Below are 16501 nucleotides of genomic sequence, written 5' to 3'. Positions count from 1 at the left end.
ACAGATTCCTTACTGAGCCTGAGAGGCAGATGCCGCAGAAGCTTTAGGTGCAGATGCAGAAGCAGCCTTAGCCTGAGGCATAGGCGCACCATTAGCAGGTGCAGGTTTCCACGGCTGAGTCTGTACTTTCTTCGCACCGGTTAACTGCACTAGTGCCAGACCATCCATTGCTACTTTATCTCCCGCACGCAAACCTCCGCTGATTACCCAGTTTGTGCCTTTTTGCTGTACTACGGTTACATTGCGCACAGCCAGACTGCCATCAGCATTAACCACCGTAACCGTATCACCACTGGCACCACGGGTTATTGCCTGCTGAGGCAAGACGATGGCATTCTGAATTTCAGCCTGCGGAATCTCTACACGTACAAACTGTCCGGGCAGCAGCATATCATCATCATTAGGAATTTCGGCACGTACTTTAACTTCACCGGTACCTTCATCTACTGTCATATCTGTAAACAGTAAACGACCTTTTTGCGGATATTCACTACCGTCATCAAGCTTGATGGCCACTTCGACGGCACCATTGATGGTTTTCATCTTACCGGCAGCAATATCCTGACGGATCTTCATTGCCTGTGCGGCAGTCTGGGTCAGGTCAACATATAAAGTATGTGTTTGCTGAATCAGCGCCAGCTGAGTAACATCATTCTGGCCGACCAAAGCGCCTTCAGTTACCAGCGCCTTACCAATACGGCCTGAAATCGGAGCACGGACATAGGCATAACCAACATTAATCTGTGCGCTTTTAATTGCAGCCTGTGCGCTGTCAATCTGTGCATGCGCCAGGCGCTGTTGTGCGATTGCCTGATCAAATTCCTGTTTACTGATTGCGTTAGCTGCAACCAGCGGGCGATAACGGACAATATCGGCATCAGCCTTCGCCGCATTAGCCTGTGCGGTTGCCAGACTGGCACGTGCCGATTGCAAAGAAGCTACATAAGGCGCATTGTCGATCTGAAACAGTGGTTGGCCTTCTTTAACATAAGTACCTTCTGTAAACAGACGTTTCAGCAAAATACCAGCCACACGGGCACGTACTTGTGACTCGCGAATCGGCTTCAAACGACCAGTCAGCTCGGTATCTACAGTCACCGTTTCCGGATGTACAGTCAGTACACTAACCATTGGTGCAGGTGGTGCTGGTGCTTTGTCGCCTTTGCCACATGCAGCTAATGCCAGCGCACTTGCCAGTACTATCGCACTGATGCGCCATTTATCTGCTTTTCGATTCGTTCCCATATTCACCTCAATATGTGCATATATACTTTAAAAATTAAATAACTTTTTACTATACTGTGCTAAAAATATGACAAAAATAGCGCTGGTGCCAACACTTAGGGCTGCCGAAATCTAAATATCAGGCAGCCAGCAATGCGACAACAGACGATTAAATAAGAATAGCTTTACGCTGCGCATTATACATGCAACAATGTATGTATACCAGATGCAATAATTTAATACTTAAGTTATTTTAATCAAAAAATCTTGTGCTAATCTGAATTAAATACAGATTTGCCTAATTTAATTTACAGATAAACGGAAATTTATTATGCGCAAGACCAAAGAAGAAGCCCTGCAAACCAAAGAGGCTCTCATGGCTGCTGCACTGGATATATTTTACCGGCGCGGTGTCAGCCGTGCTTCACTGCAAGAAATTGCCAGCGCAGCCGGCGTGACTCGCGGTGCTTTATACTGGCATTTTAAAAATAAGGAAGACTTATTCGATGCGTTATTCCAACAGGTTTTCAGTAAACTGAGCAGCCAATTGCAGCATGACATTGACACCAGTTCTCCTGACGCATTGAACAATCTGATGCAGGCGCTAAAACACATGTTTCAACGTATGGCTAGTGATAATAATTATCGTAAATTCTGTCATATCCTGCATTTAAATTGTGAGCACACTGCTGACAACCATGCGATTGTGGCTTTGTTGCAAAAATACCAAAATTTATGGTGGCAAAATCTGTGTGCTGTATTTCATATGTGCTGTCAGCAGCATATTTTGCCGGCAAATATCAATATCCAGCAGGCTGCCCTGTATTTTCAGGCTCTGTTTATGGGATTAACCAATTTATGGCTGACTGACCCGGATAATATAGATATTACCAGTATTGCCCCTAATTTTATTAATATTGCCCTCGAATCACTGCACCACAATCCGAATCTTCGCCAGTAAATCATCCATCCTGATTAGAATTGATATTTACATAAATAAATAGCAGGCAATAACCGAGCTTATTGCCTGCCAGATTTCAATAGAAATAACAAATTGTTAATCAATCATCATCACGTACACGTAATAACATCACCGGAATATCAGACTGGCGTAAAACACCTTCAGCCACAGAGCCCATTAATATATGCATAAAACCACTGAAGCCGTGAGTACCCATCACCAGCAAATCAACATTATGTTCCGTCGCTTCCTGAATCAGCATATCAGCCACTTTATCACCGGCACTTTCCAGCACTTCAATTTCATACTGCATACCGGATTCTTTAAGTAGTTTTTCTGCCTGCTCTAAACCTTTTTTACCTGCTGCATTAACTGCTTTGCGTACTTCTTCAGAGGGCAGCGCTCCTACACCACCCCAGCTAAACTGTGCCAGATCCACAACATTGACTACCCGTAGAACCGCATTACATAATTTAGCCAGCATTATTGCTTCCTGCAAGGCTCGCATAGCAGCTGCACTTTCATCTACCGGTACCATAATTTTGTGATACATCGTTATTCTCCCTGCCCGACAAACCATAACTGCGTTTGTTAATAAACTGAAAAACAACAATACAACCTAAGAAATACTGGCAAAGCTTAGCACAAATTTGCCTGATACAAACACCAGCCGGCTACAGAATACCTCAAAAACTGCTACCATCTAGCCTGAATTCAGTAAGGAAAACCCATGAGCCGTATTCATATCGAACCACCCGAACACTGGCTGTTTCATACCACAATCAAGGTATATATCGGTGACATTAATTATGGTAATCATCTGGCCAATGATGCTGTATTACGTCTGTGCCATGAAGCACGGCTGCGCCTGCTGGCCTCGTTCGGCTTTAGTGAAATGGATATTGGGGGTACCGGTTTGATTATGCTTGATGCTGCTCTGCAATTTCAGGGACAAAGCTTTTATGGTGATGAATTAAACTTTGATTTGGGTATATCTGATCTGAGCAACACCGGTTTCAGTATTTTGTACCGTATAACCCGTGTCAGTGACGGTGCTGCTATTGCCATGGTAAAAACCGGTATGGCTTTTTTTAATTATGAACGCCAGCGTATCAGTCGCACACCAGAGGCTTTTCGTCATCTCCTTGCACAGAGTAATTAAATGCAGACTACTTCATCCCCCAACTGGATACTCTGGAATGAATTTTTTCAGCACTTACAGCAGCGTGGTCTGTCTGCTTTAACCTGTACTGCCTACGCTCGTGACCTGATTCAACTCAGCCGGATTCTGCCCGATAATCTTACTGCTGAAAGCATTACACGGCTGCATCTGGTCGGTGCATTGAAAAAACTTAGCGGGATGGGTGATAAGCCTGCCTCTCTGGCTCGTAAGCTCAGTACGTGGCGAGCCTATTTTAATTTCCTGCAACGCCATGGAAAAATTGAAACCAACCCAACTAACAACATTAAAGCTCCTAAAGCGGGGGCACGTCTGCCTAAAGCCGTTCCGGCGGAAAAACTAAATCACACATTTGACCAGCCCACAGCCGAAGATACTCTATCACTGCGCGATCAGGCTATTTTCGAATTACTGTATGGCAGTGGTTTACGCCTGAGCGAACTCGTGCAACTGGATTTGCATCACCTAATGCTGAATGAAAACTGGGTTCATGTTAGTGGTAAAGGGAACAAACAGCGTCAGGTTCCTTTGGGTCAGAAAAGTATTGATGCTTTACGGCGCTACCTGCCCCACCGTTATGCCATTGCGGGAGAAAATGCCGTTTTTACCAGTCAGCGCGGCACACGTCTGAGTGCGCGTCAAATTCAAAACCGTTTAAATGTCTGGTCAATTACTCATGGCAGCGATCGCCATTTATCACCGCATATGCTGCGGCATAGTTTTGCCAGCCATGTTTTACAAAATGCTCACGACATCCGCGCCGTACAGGAACTGCTTGGGCATAAATCCATCAGCACTACCCAGCAATACACTAAGCTGGATTTCAATCATCTGGCACAAATTTATGACAGTACTCATCCGCGTGCCAAACGTCGTAACAAATAGCCGTTTTAACTCTGAATCTGTTTATGCTTAATCAAACACAATCTATGATTGCCAGTATCGTTTTGCTTAATCTTCTGGGACAGCTATCTCCGGGGCCGGATATGCTGCTTATCAGCAAAACCGCACTGAATTATTCACGCTGGGCTGCATTTTGCGTAGCACTTGGCATTACTACAGGCGTGGCTTTCTGGTTATTACTGACTATTGAAGGTTATAGCGCCTTATTGCAGCAGCTGCCCTGGTTACAGAATATCCTGATGCTGGCTGGCGGTTCATACTTAATCTATTGCGGCTACCAGATGCTGCGTACAGTTATACCCCAGAATAATTCCATTACTGCACCAATACAGGAAAAGCATTTTTTCTGGAAAGGTCTGATTACCAATCTGTCCAATCCGAAAATCATTTTTTATCTGGGCAGCGTTATGTCCATGGCTATGGCTAATGTACATAAACCCACATTAAAATATGAAATTATGCTTATTTTACTGGTACAGGTTTTACTGACTTTATGCTTAATGATATGGCTGTTTTCCTTACCTGTTATTAAACGCAATTATTTGCACTGGAGTCTGGCTATCGACCGCATTGGCGGCTGTGCATTCATCTGCTTTGGCTGCTGGTTATATATTCAGATTATCACCAGTCTGTTTTATCATTAACTGATAAATAAAAAGGACAGATAAATCATCTGTCCTAATTTTTTACTACCATAATTTATTTTACCCAGTGCACAATAATTCTACTGGCTAAATCCATCATGATAAAATGCCGCCAGCAGTACCATAGTTACCCGATGTGTAATCACCAATTTCCGCACAAATTCATTTTCCGGCGCAGTGCTGACATCTCCGTAATTGAGTACCCTAAAATATATTCTCTGAGGCACATAAACCTCAAAACGTGAATAACGCAACCCAGCTAGCATAAAATCGTATTTTTGCTGAAAAAAGCAGCCTAACTTTTCATAATGTGAAGCATCTGCCAGATAAACAGCAATAGCATACAGTACAGGCGTATGGATACCAAATACATCAAACTGATAACCTTGCGAAACTCTGTCATCAATACAGCAGCTGCTACACAATAGCCTATTTTCCAGCCAGTTGCATGTAACAACTTAGCAAACAACCGATAACCAAAGTTCGTTCATGTAATAACGGGTGATTTAACAATATCTGCGGACGGGGTAATACACAAAGGCATTATTACCAGTGCTCATCTCTGCCAACGCATTCTTATATAATCATTTATTCTACTCAATTGAACGTAATTGATCGACTCCTTCGAGTACTTTTCCATATGATGATTTATCTTCAATAAGAATTTATTTGAATTGTTAGCCACATAAGTAAAAATGAGACTGTATTTATTTTTTTATTCTAAATAAAGAGACATATGAATAAACAAACATAATAGAGAGTACACTAAAAGTAATACCCCATAATTTTTGATAGGTAGAAATATTCTCTAAAGGTGAAATCTTTGCTTCTAATAACATTAAAGAACATGCTGACCCAATAATAAGTCCTCCATTTTGAAAAAGCCTTAATAAGCCTCCAATCGTTGATTGTTTATCTTTTTTTTGATCCATCGCCATCTGAATTAATGAACCTTGAAACAGTCCGCCCCCTAAACCGTAGCACAAAGCAGCTATAACATAATTAAAAATTGAAATATTAAAACTCACAAAGAAAAGCAAGGCAAAAGCAAATAGCATAAGCGGTAAAGCATAAATTAGTATAATTTTATTACAACTTGAATTTATTACTTTTCTGCCAAACACACTTAAAATAACGCCAATGGGTGCGGCAGTACAGATTAATCCTATATAATTGATTGGATAACCAGCTTCTCTGATAAACATGAGAGGTGACGCTGAAAAAATGATGCCCGCTGTCAACCCAAATATCAAACTGCCAATTGAAACGTATCTAATTGACGAGATGAATAATAATTTGACAGGAAAAAAAGGATTGGAGCATTTTGACTCTATCCTCAAAAAAATAAAAAAAATGATTAAAGTAGAAATACCAATAAAATTTTTTTCAATCAATAACAGATTTAAATTATCAGAATAAATAAGAGAAACACAAGCCACTAACATCATAAAAAAAAGTATCATTCCTTTTAAATCAAAAGTCTCTCTTTTTAGTGTGTTTACTGCTTTAGTTATTTTTAAATTAAAAAAACATCCCACAATACACAATGGAACATTAATTAGAAACAAAAATTGCCATCCCCATAATTTTAAAATAACACCGCCGAAAGAAGGCCCTAAAACTGGTCCTAAACTTATCGCCAACATTATGAAAGAATTTAACCTTATTTTCTGTTTACTTGATTGTAAACCAGCCAGCCCCAAGCAATTTGCCTGCAATAGCGCGGCACCAATTCCTTGTCCGCATCTTGCTATAATAAGCTGATTGGCAGACTCAGAAAAACCAGCTATCAATGAGGTTAGACCAAAAAGCACGAAACCTGCTATTAACGCTATTTTTTGCCCCCAAAAGTCACCAAGCCAACCGCCAGGAACAAGAAAAATAATTAAAAATAATAAATATAAAGTAACAGACAATCCGATATATTCCAAAGAAACGCCAAAGTCGATGGAAAATGTATTCAGAGCTAAGTTTATAATACCGGTATCCAGTGTTGATAAGAACAATCCTAAACAACATGTAATATAAATAGAATATATTGGTTTAGAACTATCTACTACTTTAGTCATTTATAGTCCCCGTCTTAATTTGATTACACCATTAGCTAATTGCCTGCAGAAGAAAGTAATTTCACCCTCAACCAACCATCAAATTTGCAATAATAAAATATCCATTTTTCATATTGACTCAAATCTTTTCTCTCTTGTTTTTATTGGTGAAAATATCTGATTAGCTTATTTACTTTTCAGGAATAATGTTTAAAAAGAAATTTAAACAAATTAGCTAAAAAGCGTATATTAATTCGCTGTGCTTAATTGATTTCAAATTGAATAATAATAAAAAAAATCATAGATTTTTATGGAGATTCTAAAGAGTGAATAAATTATATTGTAAGGATTTAATACGATTTTCAGACGCAATGTCTGATTTCAGTAGAGTTATAATTATCACTGAATTAATGAATGGCAGAGCTCTTTCAGCCTCATGGTTAGCAAATCGACTGAATCTGTCACCACAGGCTACGCGTTTTCATTTAAAAAAACTAGAAGATGTTGATCTTATTCATCACAGGGCATGTGGTAAACACCATTACTATGAAATAAAAAATCAAGATACCGCAATGTTTATTGAATCAACTTTTAATATTATTCCCCCGAAAGAGTGTTTATTTTTATCCAATACTAACACTAAAGAAAAATTTAAAGAGGCAAGAACATGTTATAAACATCTAGCCGGTTCATGGTCTGTTGCACTTACGCAGTCATTTATTAATAATGAATTTATTGTTATACAAGATAATTTTTTTATAGTTACTGAACATGGTAAAAATTTTTTTAAAGGACATAAGCTATTACTCAACGCTTCTAATACAGCTAGTGTTGGAAAGCGCTGTATAGATTTTACTGAGCATAGGGATCATATTGGTGGTCCATTAGGAGCTTTATTACTTCAATCAATGCTACAACAAGAATGGTTTAAACAAAATGATAATAATCGTGAATTGACAATTACGCCAAAAGGTAGAAAAAATTTAAATGTATTATTAATTGATAAATAGAGATTTACAATAAAAATTAACTTTTTGATGATAAACTAATTATATATGTTTAGCATGATGTCAATTCTGGATTAACTGATTCTAAGCAATTTTTAGCTCAAATAAGAGCTTAAGCAGTTCATGCTTTAATTGAAAATGATTGCTATCATATCCAGATAAATCAACAATTAGAAGGGGGGCTTTAATTATTATGAAAAAAACATTATTTATATTTTTCTGCTTAATATTTTTTTCTTTCCACACGGCTTTAGCAGGACAAAATAATTTAATACTATTCGAGAAAAAAACAAAAATTATTTTTGACAAAGATATAGTTATATTAGTCACTCCCAGTGAAAATACAATTAATAAGTTAAAAACTAATATGGGTGATGATTTCTATGTTATGGCCGATGACGCCAATTATTACTCCTTCTTAGTTTATAATTACCTTAAATCTATTAATCAACCATATTTAATAAAGCGAGATAATGAAGCTATTTTTTATTTTCAAGAAAATGGCGTACTACACAAAATACAAAATAATAATTCCCATCTCCATTGGTGGGCATTGTTATATCAACATAACGAAGGAAAATACAAAATTGTAGCTTTAATTGATTTTGAAGATGAATATAAAAAATTCATATCAGATGGAGATACTTATTCAAAAGATGAATGGATTTTTAATAGTAAAGTTAGCGATATACAAAAATACTTTTTGAGGTTCTGCATTAGACTAATTTTACTAATCTAAAGAGCTCTGCATATACTACGTTTACCATTTAACAGTAAGTACTGTCGCAAACTTGATTTATATATTTTATTTGATAGCAAATTAATAGATGTTTTTTATATAACACCATCACAAATTGCAGTTCCTATGGATGGTAATTTAAAATTTAGATTCAACATGATTTAAACCAGAAATAGAATACCATATAAAAAATATTTAATATATTAATAATATATTAAATTCTAACAACAAAATACTACCCAGCTTTACCAAATAAGACTAAACTAAAAAATAATAAACCCATAGAAACTACATCATGAGAAAAAATATTTTAGCTTTATGTCTTAGCCTTGGTCTGGCTACCTCTGCCATGGCAGAACAAACCCACTGGGGTTATCAAGGTGATAATGCACCGGAAAACTGGGGTAACCTGCCTGATGCACAAACTTGTGCATCAGGCAAAACTCAATCTCCGATTGATATTTTTGACAGCAAAAACAATAAGCAATTACCGGCACTGAAATTTAATTATCAACATGCCGATATTAAGCAAATTATTGATAATGGTCATTCACTCCAGTTTAACTTTGATGCAAACAGCACATTTAGCTACGAAAACAAAACATACAAACTGGTTCAGTTTCATGCTCATGAACCGGCTGAGCACACGATTAATGGTGTCCGCTATCCGCTGGAATTACATTTTGTTCATCAGGCTGCTGATCACAGTAATCTTGTCATTGCCGTATTTGTACAGGAAGGCAAAGAAAATTCCTACTTTGAAAAATTATCCGTATTTAAACAACTTGCCAAAAATAGCAGTGAAAATACCGATATATTATTCAACCCTGAACACATTTATCCGAAAAATCACAGCTACTATCGCTATACCGGTTCACTGACCACTCCACCATGCAGTGAACCGGTAACGTGGATCTTATTCCGTCAGCCGATTACCCTGTCCAAGGATGAAATCGAAGAAATTTCTCATTATTTGCCGAAAAATAACAACCGGCCGGTTCAGCCACTCAATAACCGCATTATTGAAAACAATTAAGCCATAATTGCTTAATAAAAGGTCAGAAGAGCATCAGCAAAGTCTGGCCTTTTATTAAACCTGACAGCCTATGTGTTTTTTAATCCTGCATTTATAAAACAAAATTACATCAGCTAAACTTAAGCAATACTGGAAAAACTATTATCCATGTATGCTTATTGTTATTCTCAGTTTTATAAGCTTCAAACTCTTCAACCGTCTTTTCTCAGTTCACCTCTGCCAGTCAGCTCATTTTCAATTTATTTCAGCATTACCAGTTATTCTGATTACAACATTTTTATATTTTTACAACTGAATTATCCACGGATTAAGTTCGAATACTTCACAACTTCATATCTAACTGAAAAATAATCTGAATTTTAATTATATTTAGATAAATTCATATCCTATATTTTTGGATTTGCCTAATTTTAGGCTCCACTATCCAAGTACAAATAAGCATCTGAGAAGTGAAAAAATGATATGCTACTCATATTCAAAACAATATCCAGAAATTTATCTTTTCAACCCGTCTACACTAAGGAAAAATAATGCATATCTCTATTATTCTATATCCTGATTTCGAAACCCTTGATGTTTTCGGACCTGTAGAAATATTTGGAAAAGTTCCAGACTGGAAAATGCAGTTTTATTCCCGTGATGGTGGCCTAATAAGCAATCGAGATGGTGTACAGATTGCTACCGAAAGTTTTAACACGATGCCGCAGTCCGAAATCGATACGCTTTTCATTCCTGGTGGAACAGGAGCTAGAACACTTATCCTTGAAGCCGACTATATCAACCAGCTAAAGCAATTGGCACAAAAAAGCCGGTATGTATTAACAGTATGTACGGGTAGTGCCCTACTGGCTAAATCAGGATTACTTGATGGAAAACGAGCAACATCCAATAAACTCTCTTTCGAATGGGTAAAAACTTCATCGTTACAAACTCAATGGATAGAAAAAGCCAGATGGGTTACAGATGGGAAATACTACACATCTTCAGGTATTAGTGCAGGTATGGATATGGCTTTAGCCTTTGTACAAGACAGGGCCGGAGAAACCGTTGCCCGACAAATCGCAACCAGAATCGAGTATCGTTGGCAGCAAGACAGCCAGCAAGATGAATTCTGTCTGAAATAAAATTTTATTGTTATAAAAATTAACCCGGGAAAAATTATGCTGTTAGATGAGCAACAAAAAATAGGACTGTTTTTTGTAGTAATGTATTCTGTCTTTTTTATCATATTTATGGAAATACACTTAATGTCCGGTGTTATTTCCGGTTTACTTACCTATACCCTGACACAGAAGCTTGAAGATTTTCTGGCCAAAAAAATGCATCGCTGGGGCAATAAAGCCAAACTTTTTTCCGTATTATTACTTTCACTGCTCATCATGGCAATACTCATTAGCGGCTTTGGTTACCTGATTAGCTGGGTAATCAGCGTAGCCAAAGATCCGCAACAAACCCTTACTCATATTCAAAGCTTATTTAACAGCATTGCCAGCTCACTGCCCAAAGAACTAAATAAATATATTCCTGATAATCTGATTGAATTGCGAACCAATGCACTAAACTTTATCAAAGAACATGTTCTATATCTTCAGTCTGTAGTTAAGCAATTATTTCATTCATTGCTAATCATCATCATTGGTATGGTTATCGGTTTGATTGCCGGCTATCAGCAGAACAAACGCAATATCACTGAAACCCATTCCTCATCAACAATTTATATGCAGGCACTCAAAGAGGGGTTAAATCGTCTGGTACTGGTATTTCAATATGTTGCCTTCTCACAGGTAGTGATATCCTTTTTTAATACCATTCTGACTGCTATTTTCCTGCTTATCATATTACCTTTATTCGGTATTCATCTGCCTTTCAGCAAAAGCCTGATACTGGCTACTTTCGTTCTTGGGCTGATCCCCATTATTGGCAACCTCATAGTCAATACTATTATGTGTCTGGTTGCATTTACTATTTCCTTCTGGATGGCGGTAATTGTCCTGTTATATCTAATTATCATCCATAAAATCGAATATATACTCAATGCCAAAATAATTGGTAACAAAATCCACGCCGGCATTTGCGAACTGCTGATTGCAATGGTATTGTCTGAAAGCTTATTTGGCGTAATCGGATTGATTTTTGCGCCTATCTTTTATGCTTTCCTGAAACTGTCTTTAAAACAACTCAAAATCATTTAATCTGATTTCGTATGTCAACAAAAAGGCCATGAACAGTGGCCTTTGGGTATTTTAGCGTTTATACCGCTCCACATCCGGTAACAAAATTGTCAGTATTCCAAGTAATGGCAGGAAAGAACAAAATTTAAAAATAAGTTGTAAGCTGGTTTTATCGGCCACATACCCTAAAACTGCTGCTGCAATTCCACTCATCCCAAACATAAAACCAAAAAACAGACCGGCAATCATCCCGACGCGTCCGGGAATCAACTCCTGAGCATAAACCACAATTGCCGAAAAAGCAGAAGATATAATTAAACCAATCAAACAGCTTAACAGCGCCGTACCCCAGAGATTTGCATAAGGTAAGGCCAGAGTAAAAGGCGCAGCCCCTAAAATAGAGAACCAAATAACATATTTCCGACCAATACGGTCACCTACCGGACCTCCGACAAACGTACCAATTGCCACACAGGCCAGAAATAAAAATAGAAATAACACTGCAGATTGTTTAGTTAGAGCAAATTTTTCAATTAGATAAAAGCTATAATAATTGCTCATACTGGCCATATAAAAAAATTTAGAAAAAATCAGTACGGCAAGAATGAATAAGGCCAGAACGGTCTTACTTTTATCATAAGGTAAAGTACAATTTGATGTTGCCTTGTGTTTATTTGCAGCCAGATGACGAGCACTCCATGCACTGATGCGGCACAAAAGCAAAATAGCAATTACACCAATAACGATAAACCACAGAATATTACTTTGCCGGTTATATCTCAGCACAACCAAACTCACCAGTAGCGGCCCAAGTGATGAACCCAGATTACCGCCTACCTGAAATGCCGACTGAGCTAAGCCAAACCGACCAGCAGAAGCATTACGTGCAACACGGGATGCCTCAGGATGGAAAGTAGATGATCCTACTCCCAGAAATGCTGCGGCCAGTAATAATAAATAGAATTGACTGACCAAACCCAGCATGCACAAGCCAAACGTCGTTGAAACCATACCTAATGGTAATAAATAAGGTTTCGGATGCTTATCTGTGTAATAACCGATTGCGGGCTGTAAAATTGAAGCTGTAAGCTGATATACCAGACTAATACAACCCACCTGAGCGAAACTTAACTGATATTTTTCTTCCAGTAAGGGATAAGTAGCTGTCAGCATCGACTGAATTAGGTCATTACACAGATGTGCGCCTGCTACCATTAAAATAACCGAAAGAAATAACTGATTAGATGAGAACTGACTATCTTGCTGATTCATTATTTTCAAATTGTTATGTATGTAATTAGGATAATATAATAAAAAGAAAAAACTTTTGAATATAAAATAAACAGTAAAAATTAGATCAAGATAAATTATATAATAAAATTTGGTCTTAATACTCATTTTTGTATTTTTAAAACAACAATAAATAATTATAAAAAACAATAAATTCTATATAAATTAACTCTATATTTGTTTTTTTAAGTTGATATCAAAATAGTAGCATTCTAATTTTGTTAATATTTAATTTTTTATTACCTATATGACCAAGTTGACCAAAGGAAGTTATGAATAAATCAAATTTGGAGAAATTAACACAATGCTATAAAAATCAAATGACTAATTTTGAGCCATTCATTCGCAAGGTTGTATTTCATAATTTTAAAAATATTGCTTCATCGCAAGAATTAGAATTAGATTTTCCTATTACTGTACTAATCGGAAAAAATGGAACAAATAAAAGTTCTGCACTTTTGGCACTATATGCTATACGTGAAAATACTAATCTAAGCGATTACTGGTTTGGAACATTAATAGATAGCTTTAATACCGAAGAGGAATTCCCAAGATATTTTTACACCTATCAAGATCCAAACACTAAAGAAATTGCAGAAGTATTACAAATTAATAATCAAAAATCCAGTGATTCTGACTATTGGGAAACATCTAGACCAATTTTAAAAGATGGAATGAAGCTTTTCAACAAACATCCATCTTCAGCACAAAAAACTAAAACTAGGTGGAGAAAATTAAATAAACCTGTTTTATATGTTAATTTCAAAGCTCACATTAGCGCATTTGATAAATATTTTTATCATTCAAACAAATTAAGTCAATTATCAAATAAAAAAGAAGTAATTCGTAGAGGAACTAATAGGCTTAGTCAAGCAATAAAAAAAAATCTTTTTAAAGTTAAATATAATGGTAGTGAGAAAATAATAAACAAAATTAATTATCAGTTAGAACCAGAAGAAGTGAAAATTATATCTGATATTTTAGGCAAAAATTATTCTAGTATTCACTATATAGAACATAGATTTTTTGATAAAGTTGAAGGCGGAACAGCGATCCTAAATTCACATAATTTAACATACTCTGAAGCTTTTGCGGGTAGTGGTGAGTATTCCATTGTTTCTTTGATTTTCAAGATTATGCGTTGTAAGGAAAGAAGTCTAATACTATTAGATGAACCAGAAGTTTCGTTACATCCTAGTGCTCAGGTACAATTAATGGATTTTTTAATGAATCAAGCATTAATAAATAAACATCAGATCGTTATTTCAACTCATGCACCTGCTTTAATTGAAGGTTTACCGCCAAGTGCAATTAGATTATTTATTGAAAATCAAAGCACACACAAAGTAGAAATATTAAAAAATATTCATTATTTACATGCATTTGAAGAAATTGGGGTTCAAACAGAAAAAATTGTCATTTATGTGGAAGATAAACTCGCTCATGAAATCATAACTCGTATAATTGATCAAAATAACAATTTGGCAAGTAGATTTACATGTAAGTTTTATGTGGGTGGCGGTGATATAATAACAACAAAAGCTACATCTGTTCTTGCTGCTGCTAATATTAAATGCATTATTTTTTTAGATGGTGATAAAAAAACAAAAGCATATATAGAAAATAATAATCAATTTCCAAATCATGAAAATATTCCTCAAGCTAAATTGGCAGAAACAATAGAAAATTATTACGGAAAAGTAAAAGTATATCCAAGTGGCAGTGGCAGTAGTAATGAAACAGAAAAAAATGAATTATTATCACAAGTCTGGAAATTTATTGAAAACAATGTTTTTTATTTTAATTTTGATTACCCAGAAAAATTTATAGTTGAAATTTTAGATAAAGATGACAAAATCAACATTCCAGATATTGAAACCAAAGATAATAAAGATTATTTCAAAAAACGAATCAAGGAGTATACAATAAAGGAAATCGGGTATGGAGAGGTTTCATCGGAAGAAATTTTCACGATATCCAAAACATTGATTAATCGTATTTTTGAAACTAATCCTGCGGAATTAGAAGAAATAAAACAAATGTTGAATAATTATGAAGCATAGGTCTATATCAGTATTTGATTTTTTTTCTGGATGTGGCGGAACCAGTCAAGGATTTCAGCAAGCACAAATGAATATCATGTTAGGTATAGATTATGATAAAGATGCATGCGAAACATTTAAGTTGAATTTTCCACATGCAAAAGTTATAAACGATGACATACATAATATTCCAACATCTTCGATAAGAGAACAAGTTGAATTAGCACAATCGAAAGGATTTGTTCTTTTTTCTGGTTGCGCTCCCTGTCAACCCTTTTCTAAACAAAATAAAAATAAATATGCATCTGATCCTAGAAGATCTTTACTTAATGAGTTTGGTCGTTTTGTCGCAGAATTTCAACCCGATTTAGTATTTATTGAAAATGTCCCTGGAATACAAAAGGTTGGAAAATTACCTACACCATTCAACGATTTTTTAAATCTACTCAAAAATTTAAACTATAGCTATGATTTTAAAATTGTTTCAGCACTATGGTATGGAGTTCCACAGAATAGAAAACGTCTTGTATTAATTGGTGCTAAAAATTTAGAGATTACACTTCCTTTTCATAACTATCTCCAAGATAATGAGTTTTCGACTGTACGAGATTGGATATATAACTTACCCGCAATTAAAGCAGGCGAAAAACATATGTACATTGAAGATCATCAGGCAGCTAGGCTATCAACAATAAATTTAGAACGCATTAAACACACCAAAGAAGGTGGTGGTCGAGAAACTTGGCCATCCCATCTTAAATTAAATTGCCATAAAAAATATAAAGGACATAATGATACTTATTCCAGAATGGCTTGGGATAAGCCAGCTAGTGTTTTAACTACACGTTGTATAAGTTATTCTAATGGAAGATATGGGCATCCTGAACAGAACAGAGCCATCTCTTTAAGAGAAGCTGCTTTATTACAAACTTTTCCTATGCATTATAAATTTTATGGTACTCAAGTCTCTAAAGCAAAACAAATTGGAAATGCTGTTCCACCATTAATGGCTCAAAAAATAGGTGAGTATTTTTTAAATTTTATTAATCAATAGCAAAAACAAAAATAAAATGACAATAATTAAAAAATAACCCATTACTGGACTGCCCTGGGCATTCGCACAGGCACGCGCCGGGCAATGTCTGCGAATCCCGCAGTCAGAGTATATCCGTCACTGAACCTGTCCAACGCCGCCGCCATCGTCCTCTACGAAGCACTGCGTCAGCAGTCCTTCCCTTCTCTGGCCTAGATACAGC

16 protein-coding genes are annotated in these 16501 nt (G+C 36.4%); 11 read left to right on the top strand and 5 right to left on the bottom strand.

Annotated features, from left to right (window positions below; all coding sequences use genetic code 11):
• Positions 1 to 9 precede the first annotated feature (9 nt).
• A complete protein-coding gene (locus H3V00_RS09160) occupies positions 10 to 1245 on the bottom strand; it encodes an efflux RND transporter periplasmic adaptor subunit (RefSeq protein WP_100125991.1) in 1236 nt (411 codons plus the stop codon).
• 310 nt (positions 1246 to 1555) lie between these two features.
• On the opposite strand from H3V00_RS09160, the gene H3V00_RS09155 reads away from it, so the two are divergent.
• Positions 1556 to 2185: a TetR family transcriptional regulator gene (locus H3V00_RS09155; protein ID WP_025329830.1), complete on the top strand. Its 630-nt coding sequence runs from the start codon at positions 1556 to 1558 to the stop codon at positions 2183 to 2185.
• A 100-nt stretch (positions 2186 to 2285) separates the two neighbouring features.
• Here H3V00_RS09155 and H3V00_RS09150 read toward each other — a convergent pair whose 3' ends face one another.
• Positions 2286 to 2738 carry a universal stress protein gene (locus H3V00_RS09150; protein ID WP_084551508.1) on the bottom strand — a complete coding sequence of 151 codons (453 nt, stop codon included), beginning with the start codon at positions 2736 to 2738 and terminating at the stop codon, positions 2286 to 2288.
• Between the two features lie 177 nt (positions 2739 to 2915).
• Between H3V00_RS09150 and H3V00_RS09145 the strand changes: the two genes are divergently transcribed.
• The 3 genes from H3V00_RS09145 to H3V00_RS09135 are packed head-to-tail and all read left to right on the top strand — an operon-like array spanning position 2916 to position 4912.
• Positions 2916 to 3347 carry a thioesterase family protein gene (locus tag H3V00_RS09145; RefSeq protein ID WP_037476084.1) on the top strand — a complete coding sequence of 144 codons (432 nt, stop codon included), beginning with the start codon at positions 2916 to 2918 and terminating at the stop codon, positions 3345 to 3347.
• Entirely contained in the window at positions 3348 to 4250 is a 903-nt protein-coding gene (locus H3V00_RS09140) for a tyrosine-type recombinase/integrase (protein WP_198207754.1), read from the top strand.
• A 23-nt stretch (positions 4251 to 4273) separates the two neighbouring features.
• Positions 4274 to 4912 (top strand): LysE family transporter, encoded by a 639-nt coding sequence (locus H3V00_RS09135; RefSeq protein WP_198207752.1) that lies wholly within the window; start codon positions 4274 to 4276, stop codon positions 4910 to 4912.
• An 80-nt stretch (positions 4913 to 4992) separates the two neighbouring features.
• Here the strand turns inward: H3V00_RS09135 and H3V00_RS09130 are convergent, their stop codons facing one another.
• Both H3V00_RS09130 and H3V00_RS09125 read right to left on the bottom strand, forming a co-directional pair.
• On the bottom strand, positions 4993 to 5337 hold the full coding sequence (locus H3V00_RS09130) for a hypothetical protein (RefSeq protein WP_041879946.1): 345 nt from the start codon (positions 5335 to 5337) through the stop codon (positions 4993 to 4995).
• 282 nt (positions 5338 to 5619) lie between these two features.
• Entirely contained in the window at positions 5620 to 6981 is a 1362-nt protein-coding gene (locus H3V00_RS09125) for an MFS transporter (RefSeq protein WP_198207750.1), read from the bottom strand.
• A gap of 305 nt (positions 6982 to 7286) precedes the next feature.
• On the opposite strand from H3V00_RS09125, the gene H3V00_RS09120 reads away from it, so the two are divergent.
• The 5 genes from H3V00_RS09120 to H3V00_RS09100 all read left to right on the top strand — a co-directional run bounded on the left by H3V00_RS09120 (position 7287) and on the right by H3V00_RS09100 (position 11934).
• Positions 7287 to 7970, top strand: a complete 684-nt coding sequence (locus H3V00_RS09120) for a winged helix-turn-helix domain-containing protein (protein ID WP_198207748.1) — start codon at positions 7287 to 7289, stop codon at positions 7968 to 7970.
• A 190-nt stretch (positions 7971 to 8160) separates the two neighbouring features.
• The gene (locus tag H3V00_RS09115) at positions 8161 to 8706 is read left to right on the top strand and encodes a hypothetical protein (RefSeq protein WP_198207746.1); all 546 of its coding nucleotides are present in this window, start codon (positions 8161 to 8163) and stop codon (positions 8704 to 8706) included.
• A gap of 295 nt (positions 8707 to 9001) precedes the next feature.
• Positions 9002 to 9742 carry a carbonic anhydrase gene (locus tag H3V00_RS09110; RefSeq protein ID WP_037393121.1) on the top strand — a complete coding sequence of 247 codons (741 nt, stop codon included), beginning with the start codon at positions 9002 to 9004 and terminating at the stop codon, positions 9740 to 9742.
• A 530-nt stretch (positions 9743 to 10272) separates the two neighbouring features.
• Complete coding sequence (locus H3V00_RS09105) at positions 10273 to 10866, top strand: DJ-1/PfpI family protein (protein WP_084552699.1); 594 nt, start codon at positions 10273 to 10275, stop codon at positions 10864 to 10866.
• A 36-nt stretch (positions 10867 to 10902) separates the two neighbouring features.
• Positions 10903 to 11934 carry an AI-2E family transporter gene (locus H3V00_RS09100; protein ID WP_198207744.1) on the top strand — a complete coding sequence of 344 codons (1032 nt, stop codon included), beginning with the start codon at positions 10903 to 10905 and terminating at the stop codon, positions 11932 to 11934.
• 51 nt (positions 11935 to 11985) lie between these two features.
• Here the strand turns inward: H3V00_RS09100 and H3V00_RS09095 are convergent, their stop codons facing one another.
• A complete protein-coding gene (locus H3V00_RS09095) occupies positions 11986 to 13185 on the bottom strand; it encodes an MFS transporter (RefSeq protein WP_198207742.1) in 1200 nt (399 codons plus the stop codon).
• A gap of 290 nt (positions 13186 to 13475) precedes the next feature.
• Here H3V00_RS09095 and H3V00_RS09090 point away from each other — a divergent pair, with 290 nt between their 5' ends.
• Both H3V00_RS09090 and H3V00_RS09085 read left to right on the top strand, forming a co-directional pair.
• Positions 13476 to 15266 (top strand): ATP-dependent endonuclease, encoded by a 1791-nt coding sequence (locus tag H3V00_RS09090; RefSeq protein WP_198207741.1) that lies wholly within the window; start codon positions 13476 to 13478, stop codon positions 15264 to 15266.
• Positions 15256 to 16299 carry a DNA cytosine methyltransferase gene (locus H3V00_RS09085; protein WP_041879922.1) on the top strand — a complete coding sequence of 348 codons (1044 nt, stop codon included), beginning with the start codon at positions 15256 to 15258 and terminating at the stop codon, positions 16297 to 16299. The genes H3V00_RS09090 and H3V00_RS09085 overlap by 11 nt, the downstream gene beginning before the upstream one ends.
• Positions 16300 to 16501 lie beyond the last annotated feature (202 nt).

The organism is Snodgrassella sp. W6238H11, assembly GCF_016100525.1.
Classification (GTDB): domain Bacteria; phylum Pseudomonadota; class Gammaproteobacteria; order Burkholderiales; family Neisseriaceae; genus Snodgrassella; species Snodgrassella alvi.
Note: the sequence above shows the minus strand (reverse complement) of the source record. Positions and strands in the feature narration are given on the sequence as shown.

Excerpts from the sequence above, each read along its gene's own strand:
- H3V00_RS09135 (WP_198207752.1), top strand. The coding sequence starts at position 4,274 with ATGCTTAATCAAACACAATCTATGATTGCCAGTATCGTTTTGCTTAAT.
- H3V00_RS09110 (WP_037393121.1), top strand. The coding sequence starts at position 9,002 with ATGAGAAAAAATATTTTAGCTTTATGTCTTAGCCTTGGTCTGGCTACC.
- H3V00_RS09155 (WP_025329830.1), top strand. The coding sequence starts at position 1,556 with ATGCGCAAGACCAAAGAAGAAGCCCTGCAAACCAAAGAGGCTCTCATG.
- H3V00_RS09085 (WP_041879922.1), top strand. The coding sequence starts at position 15,256 with ATGAAGCATAGGTCTATATCAGTATTTGATTTTTTTTCTGGATGTGGC.
- H3V00_RS09105 (WP_084552699.1), top strand. The coding sequence starts at position 10,273 with ATGCATATCTCTATTATTCTATATCCTGATTTCGAAACCCTTGATGTT.
- H3V00_RS09145 (WP_037476084.1), top strand. The coding sequence starts at position 2,916 with ATGAGCCGTATTCATATCGAACCACCCGAACACTGGCTGTTTCATACC.
- H3V00_RS09140 (WP_198207754.1), top strand. The coding sequence starts at position 3,348 with ATGCAGACTACTTCATCCCCCAACTGGATACTCTGGAATGAATTTTTT.
- H3V00_RS09160 (WP_100125991.1), bottom strand. The coding sequence starts at position 1,245 with ATGGGAACGAATCGAAAAGCAGATAAATGGCGCATCAGTGCGATAGTA.
- H3V00_RS09100 (WP_198207744.1), top strand. The coding sequence starts at position 10,903 with ATGCTGTTAGATGAGCAACAAAAAATAGGACTGTTTTTTGTAGTAATG.
- H3V00_RS09150 (WP_084551508.1), bottom strand. The coding sequence starts at position 2,738 with ATGTATCACAAAATTATGGTACCGGTAGATGAAAGTGCAGCTGCTATG.
- H3V00_RS09115 (WP_198207746.1), top strand. The coding sequence starts at position 8,161 with ATGAAAAAAACATTATTTATATTTTTCTGCTTAATATTTTTTTCTTTC.
- H3V00_RS09125 (WP_198207750.1), bottom strand. The coding sequence starts at position 6,981 with ATGACTAAAGTAGTAGATAGTTCTAAACCAATATATTCTATTTATATT.
- H3V00_RS09095 (WP_198207742.1), bottom strand. The coding sequence starts at position 13,185 with ATGAATCAGCAAGATAGTCAGTTCTCATCTAATCAGTTATTTCTTTCG.
- H3V00_RS09090 (WP_198207741.1), top strand. The coding sequence starts at position 13,476 with ATGAATAAATCAAATTTGGAGAAATTAACACAATGCTATAAAAATCAA.